Annotated in this window: 10 protein-coding genes; 3 read left to right on the forward strand and 7 right to left on the reverse strand. The window is 56.9% G+C overall.

What is annotated here, in order from left to right; genetic code table 11:
• Positions 1-9 precede the first annotated feature (9 nt).
• The 3 genes from AEAC466_RS42115 to AEAC466_RS42125 form a co-directional block, all read right to left on the reverse strand.
• Positions 10-1,644, reverse strand: a complete 1,635-nt coding sequence (locus AEAC466_RS42115; protein WP_023460030.1) for a tetratricopeptide repeat protein — start codon at positions 1,642-1,644, stop codon at positions 10-12.
• Positions 1,641-2,201: a hypothetical protein gene (locus AEAC466_RS42120; RefSeq protein WP_023460031.1), complete on the reverse strand. Its 561-nt coding sequence runs from the start codon at positions 2,199-2,201 to the stop codon at positions 1,641-1,643. Before AEAC466_RS42120 ends, AEAC466_RS42115 begins: the two co-directional genes overlap by 4 nt.
• Before the next feature lie 174 nt (positions 2,202-2,375).
• Positions 2,376-3,734, reverse strand: coding sequence for a tetratricopeptide repeat protein (locus tag AEAC466_RS42125; protein ID WP_023460032.1), 1,359 nt, complete (start codon positions 3,732-3,734; stop codon positions 2,376-2,378).
• Positions 3,735-4,647: 913 nt separating this feature from the next.
• Here AEAC466_RS42125 and AEAC466_RS42135 point away from each other — a divergent pair.
• Entirely contained in the window at positions 4,648-5,064 is a 417-nt protein-coding gene (locus AEAC466_RS42135; protein WP_235074366.1) for a biotin/lipoyl-containing protein, read from the forward strand.
• A 124-nt stretch (positions 5,065-5,188) separates the two neighbouring features.
• On the opposite strand, the gene AEAC466_RS42140 is transcribed toward AEAC466_RS42135, so the two are convergent.
• Together AEAC466_RS42140 and AEAC466_RS42145 are read right to left on the reverse strand one after the other, a co-directional pair.
• Positions 5,189-6,184: a magnesium transporter CorA family protein gene (locus AEAC466_RS42140; RefSeq protein WP_023460035.1), complete on the reverse strand. Its 996-nt coding sequence runs from the start codon at positions 6,182-6,184 to the stop codon at positions 5,189-5,191.
• A 228-nt stretch (positions 6,185-6,412) separates the two neighbouring features.
• A complete protein-coding gene (locus AEAC466_RS42145; RefSeq protein WP_155913879.1) occupies positions 6,413-6,823 on the reverse strand; it encodes a hypothetical protein in 411 nt (136 codons plus the stop codon).
• A gap of 320 nt (positions 6,824-7,143) precedes the next feature.
• Between AEAC466_RS42145 and AEAC466_RS42150 the strand changes: the two genes are divergently transcribed.
• Together AEAC466_RS42150 and AEAC466_RS42155 are read left to right on the forward strand one after the other, a co-directional pair.
• Positions 7,144-9,366 (forward strand): TonB-dependent receptor, encoded by a 2,223-nt coding sequence (locus tag AEAC466_RS42150; protein WP_023460038.1) that lies wholly within the window; start codon positions 7,144-7,146, stop codon positions 9,364-9,366.
• Positions 9,367-9,583: 217 nt separating this feature from the next.
• Complete coding sequence (locus AEAC466_RS42155; RefSeq protein ID WP_023460039.1) at positions 9,584-10,006, forward strand: hypothetical protein; 423 nt, start codon at positions 9,584-9,586, stop codon at positions 10,004-10,006.
• Between the two features lie 197 nt (positions 10,007-10,203).
• On the opposite strand, the gene AEAC466_RS42160 is transcribed toward AEAC466_RS42155, so the two are convergent.
• Both AEAC466_RS42160 and AEAC466_RS42165 read right to left on the reverse strand, forming a co-directional pair.
• A complete protein-coding gene (locus tag AEAC466_RS42160; protein WP_023460040.1) occupies positions 10,204-11,151 on the reverse strand; it encodes a BsuBI/PstI family type II restriction endonuclease in 948 nt (315 codons plus the stop codon).
• On the reverse strand, positions 11,148-12,602 hold the full coding sequence (locus AEAC466_RS42165) for an Eco57I restriction-modification methylase domain-containing protein (RefSeq protein WP_023460041.1): 1,455 nt from the start codon (positions 12,600-12,602) through the stop codon (positions 11,148-11,150). The genes AEAC466_RS42160 and AEAC466_RS42165 overlap by 4 nt, the downstream gene beginning before the upstream one ends.
• Positions 12,603-12,640: the final 38 nt, after the last annotated feature.

Here is a 12,640-nt window from a genome sequence, read left to right on the forward strand (position 1 = left end):
TGTGTGGAGTTACGGCAGAAGGAGGTCTTTGAGGATTTCACCCTGATCGCGCGGCAAGTTGGGCCATGTCAGGCGGCCGTCATCGCGTTTGGCCCGGGTGAAAAGACGCGCGTGGCCAAGGCCCGCTGTGATGATGGCCATGTCGCTGCCCGGCGCGATGACCGTGCCCCACAGGTCGATCAGGCGTTCGACATCGGCCGGCCGCGACCAGGCCGGCCCGGCAAAGGCCTGTGAGGGCGCAGGAGTCACAAGGACCAGCACCGAGTCCCGGCGATTGGTGGTTATGCGTTTGTTGAACAGGGAGCCAACCACCGGCGCATCACCCATCAGCGGGGTTTTCGAGCCCGTGGCGTCACGCACGCTCTCAGAAAGGCCGGAAAGGATCAGGGTGGAGCCGAACTTGACCTCAACCGTGGTCGCCACAGTCTGTCGCCAGGTGTTCAGCGCCTCGGCGAAATTGCCTGCCGGCTCGCTGGCCAGAAAGGACCGTGTGACCTCGATGCGCAGCTTGGTGCGGTCGCCGCTGATCTCCAACGGCGTCACTTTGACCTGCGTGCCGATATCGACATTCTCAAGCTGGGCGAAATTGACGCCGCCAACGGCCACCTTGGCCGAACGCCCGACGAAGAAGTCCGATGGCTCGCCACGATAGGCGGTCAACATGGGCCGCGCCACCACCTGATAATACTGGCCGAACCGGTTGAACAGATTGAGATTATAGGTCAGTTGCGGAATGGAAATCGACTCGGTGATGGTGCGTGAGACATTGCCGTCGGTGCTGGTCGATTGTTTCTGATGGCCATATTGCGCCTGAAGCCCATCAAGCAGGTTGAGGCCGACCGAGTCCTTTTGCAGGGTCTGCGACAGGATGATGGCGACATCGACCGAAACCTGATCGGGCGCCGCAAAATCGGGCGTGGCCTGTGTTTGCGGCAGCGTCTCCGTGTCCTGCGTCCGCACCAGCTCGTTGACGCGCAGGAAGACCGCCTTGGCGTCTGTGGGAGACAGGGCGCTGAAACCTTCGTAGCGCGTCCAGGCCGTCGCTTGCTGGCCCTTGGCAGCATAAGCGAGGGCGCCGATGCGCAAAGCCGCCTGTCGGGTTTCACCGTCAGCAGACAATTCGGCCACGCGATCGGCCGCCAGGCTGGCCACCTGTGGATCACCGGCCATATAGGCGGATGTGGCGAGCGCCAAAAATGCGCGGCTGTCTTCGGGGCGCATCAGCACGGCCCTGGCGAAATAGCCTTGAGCCTGATCATAACGCCCGCGATCATAGGCCGCCCGGCCGGCAAGCGCCGCCGCCCAGAAGGCGTCCTGACCGGACTTGAGCGCCAGATCATAGCCGGCCATCGCCATATCCAGCGCTTCGGGTTCACCGTTCGCTGATTGCTGATAGCTGAGCGCCAGCAGGGTCTGCCGATTGGGGTCGAAGGGATTGCGCGCCGCCAGATCGCCAAAGCGCGCCATGGCGTTTGTGTTGTCACCGTTCATAAATGCAGATGAGGCCAGTCGCATCTTCGCGGCGTCATCCGAAGGGGCTGAAGCTTCGAAAGCAAGCGGGGCATGACGCGTCGTACCCGCGCAGGCCGACAGTGTCAGGAGGGTAGTGCTGAGAAGCAGAAGACGGGAAAGCGGATGTGTCATGAGGGTGTTCCGATGGACCAGGCGGCGCGAACGCCGGAAAAATTGGCGGCGTAGATTTGTCCGTGAGGCTGGTACTCAAAGGCCCACGGACGGAAAAACGGATCGTCACTAAATTGTAGAGAGAGGGCGCTGTCGGCGACGCGAACCACGGCTTCAAGGGGCGTCGCGGCTTCGGCGCGCAGGGCGTTATAAAGAGCGTAAAATCTCGTCTCGCGGGCACCGTTTACCGGCTGATTGACCCCGCCGGCGGCTGTTATCAGGCGATTGAAATCGACGGGTGCTAGACTTGCCAGGCTGCTTGAGCGTGCCGGTATTTTGGTGTGATAAAGGCCATTACGATGGGCGTGGACTTCGGTGATCTCTCCCTTCAGCAGCAGCACAAGCGTGCGCGTAGCGCCCAGATCCGCCACATTAAAGATGGCCGTCTGACGGTTTTGCAAAGCCGATTTTATCACCGTGTACGGCTTGAAGCTTGGGGTGGCAGCCCTACTGCCTGTGGCGCCTGCGACCCATAGCGCACCGCCAGCCATAAGGCCCCTGCGCGATATCTGTTCCATGCTTGATCTTCCTGCCCGATCAGCGTTTTCCATCGGTTGGCGATGGCCTGATCTGAGGCAAGGGTGAGCGATCACGAGCGCTTTGCCCATGTCGCAAATAGTTGCAAGGGGTGGTTTATGAGGGCGCGGACGCGGTGCAAACTGCGGCGCAGGCGGCGCCGCGTGTCGTCAATTCTATTCTATGGACTTCGCCTTGCGCCGGCGGACCAGATCGATGATCTCAGCATCGTCCATCCACAGGCGTGTAACGCGCGAAGTCATGCCGGCGCCACCCCAGATTTCCTGGCGCGCTTCGGCACGTTTTAACAGGTCAACGACCTGTTTGCGGTCTTGCGCAACAGAAGCGAGAAACACCGGCCAGATGTGGGTGCGGCGATCGCCGGCCTCAATCTCGGCCAGCGCCTGCGCCATGAGAACCGTCTGCACATCGGCTGAGCCGACTTTAAGCGCGGCCCGCAGTTGCGCGACATGGTCGAGCATGGCCTTGTCGTCGGTAAGGCGCGCGTATTCGGTGAAATCCTGCACGTAGCCAACATAGTCGCCATCGGCCAGTTTGATGAGGCTTTGGCAATCATAGATGACGGCGAAATCGGGATGCTGCCGCGCGAGTTGATCGAGCGCCGTGCGCGCCTCGCTTTCGCGTCCGGACGCCCAAAGCGCCCAGGCCAGATCGGTTTGAATGGCGACGGAACCGGGCTCGATCAAACGCGCAGTATTGAGTTCGCGCAAGGCCGCCACTGACTGGCCGTTGTCAGCCAGAATATTGCCGTACCAGAAGGCCGTCTGGGCATCGCGCGATGACAAGGCCTTGGCCCGACGAAAGGCTTCGCCGGCTTTTGCCGGGTCGCGGTCCCACCAGTAGAGAATGAAGCCCAAGGCCCGGTGCGCCCCCGCCAGATCGGGATTGCGCTTGAGCGCCGCCTCAGCCGCGGCCTTGGCCTTGGGGAAAGCGACCTTGTCGGGCATTGTGCCGAACTCACGCGCCAGAATATAGGCATCGGCCAGTGACGACCAGGCCGGGGCAAAGTCGGGTTCTTTTTGCGTGATGATCTCGAAATTCTGGATGGCGCGTGTCAGGCTTTCGGGCTTGCGCTGCGCCCAGTCATCGCGGGCCTGAAGATAGAGCGTACTCAAGGCAGGATCACTGGGTAGTTCGGGCGATGTCGCCATGTTCGATCCGCGTGGCCAGGCCAGGGCGGCGATCACGATGAAGGCCAACACCACCAATAAAGCGAGGCTGCCGAGCCGCCAGTGACGCTGAAAGTTATGCGTGGGTGCGTTGCCGGTGATGGCATCAGGCATATCGTCGTCAAGACCTGTTTGCTGGGAAGCCCATTGCGCCAGATCTGTGGTCAGGGCAAAAACCGTGGCGGTCTTACCCCCCGGCAACCGACGAACAGGTAGTCCGCGTGTTCGGGCCCAGCGCATGACCGTTGTCCGGTCACGACCGAAATAGCTGCCGATCGCTTTCCACCCATCCAGTCGCTCTGACGGTATCAAGCTGTAGCCCTCCCATTCAGCTTGAGCGAGCATAGCTATAGCCTATCGCAAATACAAATCCGAAATGCTCTGCGTTCTTTCCACATATGAGAGCCAATCGGCGCTCTTGTCATATTGCAGGGCCACGGAATTTCGTGATGATGACATGGCTGGCCGCCACATCGATGGACTGGTTCACGGCCAGCCTCCATTAAGCCGCAGAGGCGCCTCCGCGCCGTTTTCGGCTATGTAGGCTGGTGAACAGATGAAGTGCAAATAATATGCCTGCCCAAGTAAGCATGCCGATGGCTACCCAATACTGGTTGGAATTCGGCAAGCCCCATGAGCCGACTACAGGCCAACTTGTAGGCTGCAGCGGTGAGAACTCAAGGGTCAGGCACAATGCCTCTAGCCATAGAAAGCCGAGACTAAGGGGGATCAATGTGCTGAATATGTCTGTCGTGAGGATATGCCTGAAGTCGGCTTGGTCTCGAGGAATGTAGTAACCCGCGAGGTCGCGGTTCATATCCTCCTTGTAAAGTCGGTTGGCCTCTATATGCCAATCCAAAATTACCCGGCAGTTGATGACGATTACTAGGGACGCCATGAAACAGAGTAAGATAGCGACCGACGCGATCATTGCGATAATACCACTACTGTGCTCATTCCCGACACGGTTGACGTAAAGGGCAGCACACGCCGCAATTAGAAATGACTGCGACGTCATTAGGGTATTGATGCGACCTGACAGAAGCACCCATTCGTGATCATGACGATCGCGATAGACCTGTAGTCGTTCCCGTAAGTTGTTCATTTTGCCCCCCATGCCTTCATACGCGTAACACAGTTCCGGCCATTGATCTACTTTGGCGTGCGAACTTTGCAAAAGCCCCTTGCATCCCCAAGGTCGTAGCAGCGTATGCAAACTTGGAAATTGTCGGGGAAAATCAATGTGAATGATATACTTATGCCCGCGCTTTCTCCCGCAATGGAAAAAGGTGCCCTCTCCGATTGGTATATCAAGGCGGGGGATCTTATCGTCGCCGGCAGGTCATCTGTGATGATTGAAACTGAAAAGGCTACAATGGAAGGCGAGTCGATCCATGATGGCGTTGTAGAAGAAATTCTTGTCGCCGAAAGCACTGAGAATACTCCGGTGAATACCCCAATCGTAAGAATGAAAGCCGCTGAGATCAGTCAGCTCACCCGGGAGACACTCCGGTCCCAATTTCATCTTAGCTCCCTTGGAATTGACGACTATTATCCCGAGGCCACCCATTTTTCCGCTAGCCATCCTTGCCGAAGCAAAGTCTTTGTTGTTCACGGACACGACGAACTGGCGCTTGAAAAGTTAGCTCGCTTTCCACCCATCCAGTCGCTCTGACGGTATCAAGCTGTAGCCCTCCCATTCAGCTTGAGCGAGCATAGCGATCCGCTCCTTCAAAAAATGAAACAGGCATTTCCATCACCGAAACCTTTTCACTAAACCGGAACTCTCCTCCCCCCACCTACAGCCACTTCTTATGCCGGAAATACACCCACGGCATCACGGCGAAGAGCAACATGACGGCGATCGCGAAGACATAGCCGTACTTCCAATGCAGTTCCGGCATATTGGCGAAGTTCATGCCGTAAAAACCCACAACCAGAGACGGCGGCAGGAAGATCAGCGCCACTACCGACAGGATCTTGCCGATCAGATTCTGTTCGACATTGATCATGCCCAGCGCGCTTTCCAACTGGAAATTGATCTTGTCATTGAGAAAGGCCGATTGGTCCGAGAGGCTACGTGAATCCTTGATCAGCCGTTCGGCATCGCGTCCGATGACGATGTTGTCGGGCTCGTGGTCGTCCTTGAAATAGGTCAGCAGCCGCACCAGGCTGTACGTGCTCTCATGGATCTTGGAGTTCAGATCGGCGGTGAAGCCCAGTTCCTTGAGGACCCCGCGCATGGCCAGCGACGGGTTGCCGCGCTGGTCTTCAAACGCCTTTTCGCCGAAGATGCGCCGCGACAGCCCGTCCAACCCCCTGATCACCCGGTCGTGGTCGGCGGCGACGCGGGTGATGATCTCCTCCACCATTCCTTCCATGACGTCGGCGCTGGTGGCGTAGCGCTTCGGATTGAGCAACAAATCTTCCTGAAATTTCAGAAACGGTTTCGGGTCTATGTCGCGGATCGTAATCAGAAAATCCGGCGTCAGGATAAAGGTCACCGGACTGGTCTTTGGGATACATCCGTCGCTTACGTCATCGAGCACGGCGGCCATCATGTACGACGTGCCGTCGCGCGTGTACATGCGCCCCAGCGCGTGATTGCGCCACATTTCCTCGCGGCTCGGCAAGGCGATATTCAGCGTCTGCGGCAGAAGCCGAAGCTCGTCGGCCGTCGGCTGATACAGGTCGATCCACACCGGTTCGTCCGGCACGGTGTGCGTGGGGTCCAACTGGATTTCGGCGATCTTTGGCGCCCCGGGCGCCCCCGTGAGGTAAAATACGCTGATCATCGCTACTCCCCGGACTGGCTTTTCTCCATCATAAGCTGCCGCGATAACCAAAGGTTTAAACACACGTGTGTTTTGGGTGAGTCTGCGCCCCAAACGCCCCCTAGTCCAAACGGTGGTCCATCATTGGCACCTCAACGGTAGCGACCGGCCGAATGTAAATTATCGACTTTTCGAGCACGGCGATCCGCCGATCCATTCGGGTTTGGCTCAACGCCCGTTTCTAAGGCCTTAGGCGACAGCGAAAGCCGGCGCATCGTCATCGTTGCGAGATGTGCCACGACGCGCGGCTACCTTGCGTCTCTGACGGGTACGCGGTCGCCGCATGGCGCGCAGAGTGCGGGTGACCATACCGGCAGCCCGCCGAACAACAGAACGGACACGTCTCAGATTAAGCTGCACCAGCACGACCGTCGCGGCCATCAGGATATCTGCGATCAACGACACATCAAGACCGGCCGCAAGTGGCCATAATTCAGGTGCAGCCGACATCAGCAAGGTCAAGCCCAGAAGCACAATGGCGACCGGAACCACGCGTCGCCAACCGCCCGTTGTCAGGTCACGTAACCAGCGGCCCGGAGCGCTGTTGGGAAACACATGCGCGCCGACCACAAGCGCCAGCATAAAAATCAGAATAATCATAGAGCCCTCCGAAAACTCAAGATAGGCACGTCCCGCCGGCTTCACAACCTGCCGCGATAAGATCCCGTATGTCCTGACAGCGTTAAGCGGCATTTTCCCCTCCGTCTGATGATACCGCTTTAGAATGAACGAAATTACGCCAATTTACACCCTTAATTGTGCCGCAAAACTCGCGAAAAGGTTGCTTTATCCAAGTCACCCTGCGTATTCTGTGGTGACAACATACCCAAAAGCGATGGCGTGATCGGACCAACGCTGTGTGATCGGCGCTTTAGGCGCCCGTCAGTCGTCTAAGCCGATCAAAGACTGAGGGGGCCATCGTGAAATCATCTGTCCGTATCCTGTTGGCTGTGACGTGCCTCAGCTCCGGGTTTGCGCTGCGGGCCACCGCCCAAACTCAGACAGACCAATCCCAAACAACCGATCCCCAAACGCCCCCTGCCGAAACCACTGACCATACGACGGCCACGCCCGCCCCGGACAGCACGACCGTCACCGTCACCGGCAAGAAAAAGACCCCCGCCGACCGCGAAGTCTATGACGTCACCAAGAATGTCGATGCCCAAACCGGCACGGCGGCCGACGCCCTCAATAAAATCCCCGGCGTCAATGTCGATCCCTCGGGCAAGGTGACCTATCACGGGCGCAATGTCGTCGTCTATCTGAACGGCCGCCCGTCGCTGATGTTGTCCGGTGACAATCGCGCCCTGGCGTTGAAATCCATGCCATCGGCCTATATTTCGACGATTGAGGTCATTTCCAATCCGGGCTCGCAATTTTCCTCCGGCGACGGCGCCCCGATCATCAATATCAACACCCAGCGCAACATGCCCGCCGGGATATTTGGCGTCATTAGCGCCAGTTTCAGCGCACCGAAAGGCAACTTCGAGGCCGGGTTTCTCGGCATAACCAAGGGCAAGTGGAGCCTGACGCTCATGCCCAGCTATTCCGATGGCGGCAGTACCTATCGGTCCAGCGCGCAAACCACGGCGTTCGACACCACCGCCGCCCCGCCCCAATCCTCGACCTCATACAGCGAGGGCCGCAGCCGGTACAGCGGCCCGTTCCTCGTCGCCAACCTGCAATACGATGCCGGGCCCAATGACGTCCTGGCGGCGGCCGTCAACTACAACCGCACGCCTTCGGACGTGACCAATGCGTCGCAATCAACCACCATCGGGACGAATGGCCAGATCACCAACCGCTTCGACCAGGCCGACGAGGGCCGCTTCGTCAACGAAAGCGAAGGCCTGTCGTTCAACTACACCCATTACGGCAAAAAGCCCGACGAAACGCTGAAAATCGACGCAAGCGTGGCGCGAAACACCTCCCAAAGCGATGACCGCAGCGCCAATACCTACCTGATCTCGACCATCCCGGCCAATGTCGGCACCCGGATACAGACCTATGGCCGCGATGAAGAGCGGCGCAAGACAACCCTCCGCACCGAATACAATACTCCCGTCGGCGACGATCAGCTGACCGTGGGCGCAGAGGTCGATATCGATGACAATAGCCGCCACACCCAGGTTTTCGGCCCCGGCGACGACGACGCGACCCTGATCGCCAACCCGTTGCTGACCAACGCCTTCCGCTCCCATCAGGTGGTGTCGGCGTTTTACACCACCTTCCAGCGCGAATTTACGCCCCGCTGGACGGTGCTGGTCGGCGTGCGCGGCGAAGCGCTGTCTCTCACCACCAACGACCTGACCTATCGCACCGAAGGCAAGGTGACCTATACCCGCCTGAACCCCAGCCTATACGCCACCTATGTCATTTCACCGACGCAAAAGCTGCGCTTCAACTACACGCATCGCCAGCAACGCCCGGAAGCCGCCGATCTCAATCCGCATATCGTCTATTCGTCGGATACCTCCGTCGAAGCCGGCAATCCGGACCTGAAACCGCAGGAAAACGACGCCATCGAGGCGCGCTACGAATTCAACGGAAAGACGCTGAACTACACGGTCCAAAGCTTCTGGCGCCGCGATACGCGCACCATTGCAACCGTCTCGCAGATCATTCCTGACCCGCAAGGCCTGGGCAATATCGTGATGCAGACCATGCGCGTAAACTGGCGCCAACAAAACGCCTTCGGTCTGTCCACCACTCTCAGCAAACAGATCGGCAAAACCTTGACCCTGAATGCCGACGCCAGCGTGACCCATAACGAGATGCGCAACCCCCAGATCGACGGCGTCCGGTCAGGCACATCGATGGACGGCAGCCTGTCCCTTCAATATAACTTCCCCAAGGGCGACCGCCTGTACGCGACGTACAAGATGATTGGCAAATCTTTCAGTAGCCAAGGCTACACCACCGGCTCCGGCCAGGCGAACCTCCAATACAGTCACAAACTGACGCCGAAGATCGATATTGACCTCTCGATCAACGACCTCTTCCGCCAAACCCGCACGGTGACGGTGATCGATACCCCGCTCCTGCAAACCCGCTTCGTCAGCAGCCGCCAATCCCCGACCTTCATGATCGGCCTGAGCCGGCAATTCTCGCGCTTTGCCCCCATGCCCAAAAAGGAAAATTAGGCGGGTAATACAGGGCCTTGCCACGACAGGCGATGTTAGGGCGATCTTTGCACCAAATCCGTAGGCGGGCAAATTTTGGGATCGGGCATCTCGATAAGGGACCGGGCATAGGCAAGAAGAACATCGCGGTGGCGCTGCCGCCCTCAAAGCGACGATATTGACATGCCGATGCTCCCATGCAGCAGTAAGGTCCGGATCGAACTTTGTGGGGGCAACAATGAAGCTGGTGTGGTCGATAGGCGTCGCATTTACAGTTTTCACTGCGGCTGCGCACGCTACCCCTGTCCGCGATGCCGCCTCAATGGGCGGTGTCTACACAAATGTGCAGTATATTGAGGAAGCCGGGGACCTGCTAGGCGTGGAAGTAGACTTCCGCCCCGGACCTTCGCCAACGATAATCTTTAAAGATTGCGAAGGTGATTGCCCTGCCGGCAAAGCTTGGCCGGTCAAAATCAACGGGCGCCATATCAGCTTCACGACATATGACGAAAGCATCGACTACCGGTCGGGAAAACGAAATCAGACGGCGGTCACTTATGCGGGTCGTTTCCGCGCTGACGGATCGCTTGAGCTCACCGTGCCGGGCAATGCAGAAATCCATTACGTCCTGCATAGGGTGAAACATCACCGACCGCATTAAGTTGAGCAGTTGGCCTGTCAGAAAAACCATTGCTAAAACCACCACGGCAATAGCTCAACGCGGTTCGCCTCAGTCGCACGGCAGCCACACCTATTCCGCGCGCCGATACCAATGCGCTGAACCCGACCTGCGGCACGCGCGAAGTGGTCGACAGAGAGGCGACGCTGCGCTGCGCCGACGCCTGCGTGCCGACGCGGTCATATGTTATGCGGCCCAAGATACCGGTCGCCGTTGAAGTGTATTAGATGTGACGGCGAATCCGCGACCCAAACTTCTGTTTCCCAAGCAATTTCTGACAAATATTTGCCCATTATGGCGCGGCTTGGAAACGCAGTAACATAGACGAGTCCAGCCGCGCTGGAGCTAAATAACCTTGTTAACTCGTCATGTCTCTTTCCATCTACAGGACCGTGGCTAGTGACCGACTCGATAAGTACCAACCAATTTCGTTTCCTATCATAGATTATAACATCGGGCATTTTACCATGTGAACCGGGATCAACCTTAAGATCGGCGAGCAAGCCTTCGTCAAAGTAACCCCATTTTTCGCCGGTATCTCCCGCGTAAACAAGAATGCCGCCCGGCACGAACCGTGCTGCAAAGTCCTCAATAATATCTCGAATCAGCTCACTATGATCGCCTGCGCTAAGCGTCAACGTCTTGCCGTTTGTCAGCGTTACCGGGATTCGGTTCTGCTCCCTCTCTTTGGCATATCGGTCTACAAGAGAGCGCTGACGCTTTAAAAAATCGGCTATTTCCGCAGACCAGGCGTCAGTGCCAAACGTCCGTAGCGCGGCCAGGAAATGCGGTTCAATTTGATAGACAGCTTTGGGGCTATTGACGGGGCGTTTGGGGTCATCCGGATTGTATAGCGCGACGCCTGCTTCTACAAACTGGTGCATTGTCTGCCGCCGAATCGTCTCACGTGTATTGGGCGCGTATTCCTTTCCGTAGTGAGTTCTCATCCAGTCCATCATGGGCGTTATGCCCATTAGCGGGTTCTCGGCGTCAGACCAAGCGTAGTCAGGGCGCAAATTCATGAGCGACAAAAGAGTCAATGCTGACCGCTCGTTTAGCTGCGGCCGAGGTAAGCCTATAATTTCCAAAACGCTCTGGGCGTCACGCAAGTTAGTTTCCGCACTCATGACAATTTACCGAATGCTTGGTCGATTGCGTCCTGTGAATAGTCGTTTGTCTGGATCGCCCAGGTTCCCAGCTTCTCGAGATCAGCCAAAATCGGATAGGGCAAGCTCTTTAAGTCGCTTGCGTTAACTTGGGTATGGCCGTTGAAGCGTCTAAAGTGCTCATCGACTGCTGTTGTGTTGAGATACGTTGCTATACCTTTGGCTAACGTTTCCGACATTCCTCGCTTTCCTAAGTGATACACATTTACATGGTTCTCAATGCCAATAGCTACTGCCTCACCCAATACTCGTGGGTCGATCACGCCAGCAACCACACGACGACGTTCTTCTTTGGCGGTGAAGCGGCGACAGACGGCATACCAACCGTTCGGGTACATCCATTTTGCGGTATCATCATCAAAAGTGATCGCGTTAGGCTTTTTTCCATCAATCGGCCATTCCAGTCGTAAATCGCGAAAATGTGTCGGATACAGGAGCGGAATTGTGCCAGGTCCGCCAGGCGCGGCATGTAAATACTCACGCATCCGAAAGTCCACGACTGGCCCCGTCGAGACTTTTAGTCCCAGTTCCGAAATGGAAGCCCGCCGTAACAGCACTTGCTCTAGTGCGCTTATATCTCCGTTGAGAGGCACATGAATGAATTGATCTCGGTCGCTGGGCTGAACTATTTCAGTAAAAGGGACGCTAAATAGCTCGATATCATCAAAACTATCGTCGGTAGATCGGGAGACTTGGACATCGCCCTGCGTACCATCCCTCTCGAGGTGCAAGATGATTGTCTCTTGGAGAACAGCATCGTCCTTAAATGCCTTATTTCTGGCATCGAACAAGTGCATTCGTCGAATTGCACACAGACTCAAAAGTAGCTTCCTGAACGGCATATAATAAGGCCCGTTCGTGAAGCTGCGGGGTATAATAACTACCATCTGACCGCCGCGAGCTAAGGCTTCAATGGCTAATCCAACGAACCCTGAATAAAGGTTGACCGTCTCTAAGCCTGCTCTTCTAAGTTCTAGGCGGTGCCACGATGCTGTAGCGATTTTCTTGTAGGGCGGGTTGAGGATGGCATGCGTATAGGGCCGCTTATGTCCGACCGCCATATTTGTCCCAACTTCAATATAATCTTCTTGGCGTATAGAAATGTCGAACCCTTGTTCGCTGTGCTGAGCGAGAACCTCACTCAAATGAGGTATAATGTGCTCGTCGATTTCAAACAAATCAGCTCGAACGGGGTTCTTTCCAGAAATTCTGTTCAGGAATGCACTACTCAATGCGCCCAAGCCGGCACCTGCATCCAACAAGTGAATGGGGTCACGTGGCTCAATTTCAAATAGGTCCGCCATAAAAGTCGCGACTGTCGATGGCGTCATGAATTGCCCGAGAGCCGACTTTTTTTTGCGATCCGTCGTGCCAGCTACCGTTAGCCGTTTGTATTCTGCTTGATCAAGCACTGTGATTCCTTTTTCATACAGCCTACCAAAGGGAACTT

The sequence above is a fragment of the Asticcacaulis sp. AC466 genome (assembly GCF_000495815.1).
Classification (GTDB): Bacteria; Pseudomonadota; Alphaproteobacteria; order Caulobacterales; family Caulobacteraceae; genus Asticcacaulis.

What these genes read in the sequence shown, in the direction of transcription:
- AEAC466_RS42135 (WP_235074366.1), top strand. Translation starts at nt 4,648, where the DNA reads ATGCCCGCGCTTTCTCCCGCAATGGAAAAAGGTGCCCTCTCCGATTGG.
- AEAC466_RS42145 (WP_155913879.1), bottom strand. Translation starts at nt 6,823, where the DNA reads ATGATTATTCTGATTTTTATGCTGGCGCTTGTGGTCGGCGCGCATGTG.
- AEAC466_RS42140 (WP_023460035.1), bottom strand. Translation starts at nt 6,184, where the DNA reads ATGATCAGCGTATTTTACCTCACGGGGGCGCCCGGGGCGCCAAAGATC.
- AEAC466_RS42115 (WP_023460030.1), bottom strand. Translation starts at nt 1,644, where the DNA reads ATGACACATCCGCTTTCCCGTCTTCTGCTTCTCAGCACTACCCTCCTG.
- AEAC466_RS42120 (WP_023460031.1), bottom strand. Translation starts at nt 2,201, where the DNA reads ATGGAACAGATATCGCGCAGGGGCCTTATGGCTGGCGGTGCGCTATGG.
- AEAC466_RS42155 (WP_023460039.1), top strand. Translation starts at nt 9,584, where the DNA reads ATGAAGCTGGTGTGGTCGATAGGCGTCGCATTTACAGTTTTCACTGCG.
- AEAC466_RS42160 (WP_023460040.1), bottom strand. Translation starts at nt 11,151, where the DNA reads ATGAGTGCGGAAACTAACTTGCGTGACGCCCAGAGCGTTTTGGAAATT.
- AEAC466_RS42125 (WP_023460032.1), bottom strand. Translation starts at nt 3,734, where the DNA reads ATGCTCGCTCAAGCTGAATGGGAGGGCTACAGCTTGATACCGTCAGAG.